The sequence below is a fragment of the Labrys sp. F242 genome (genome assembly GCF_057813875.1).
Genome location: NZ_JBVASG010000058.1, coordinates 1 through 282, shown reverse-complemented (window position 1 = coordinate 282; position 282 = coordinate 1). Strand labels below are relative to the sequence as shown.

The window sequence follows — 282 nt, the reverse complement described above, 5'->3', positions numbered from 1 at the left end:
GCCAGTCCTTTGCGTGAGTTAGCATAGGGCCATTTTCAAGGTTAGGTTTTTACCCCTGACGGCTTCGATTGCCGTCGACGACATATTCGTACCGAATGCAAATTCCAGATTGGTCAAACTCGCGCCAGCCTCGGCGAGCGAAGCGATACCGACGATATTCTCGGGGTCCAAGCTCGTACCGACGCCTTGGGCGGCTCGATGATCCGCCACAACCCGCCAGCACAATGCGGCAACGGCGGCATAGCCGTCACACTTGTTTTCCTTCCCGTAACGGCGGACTTC

At 56.7% G+C, this 282-nt stretch carries 1 protein-coding gene; it reads right to left on the bottom strand.

Translation table 11 applies throughout. From position 1 onward, the window contains the following. Window positions 1-18: 18 nt before the first annotated feature. The coding region (locus ACZYTC_RS34425) for a hypothetical protein (RefSeq protein ID WP_488991777.1) at window positions 19-282 on the bottom strand (264 nt) is incomplete at its 5' end.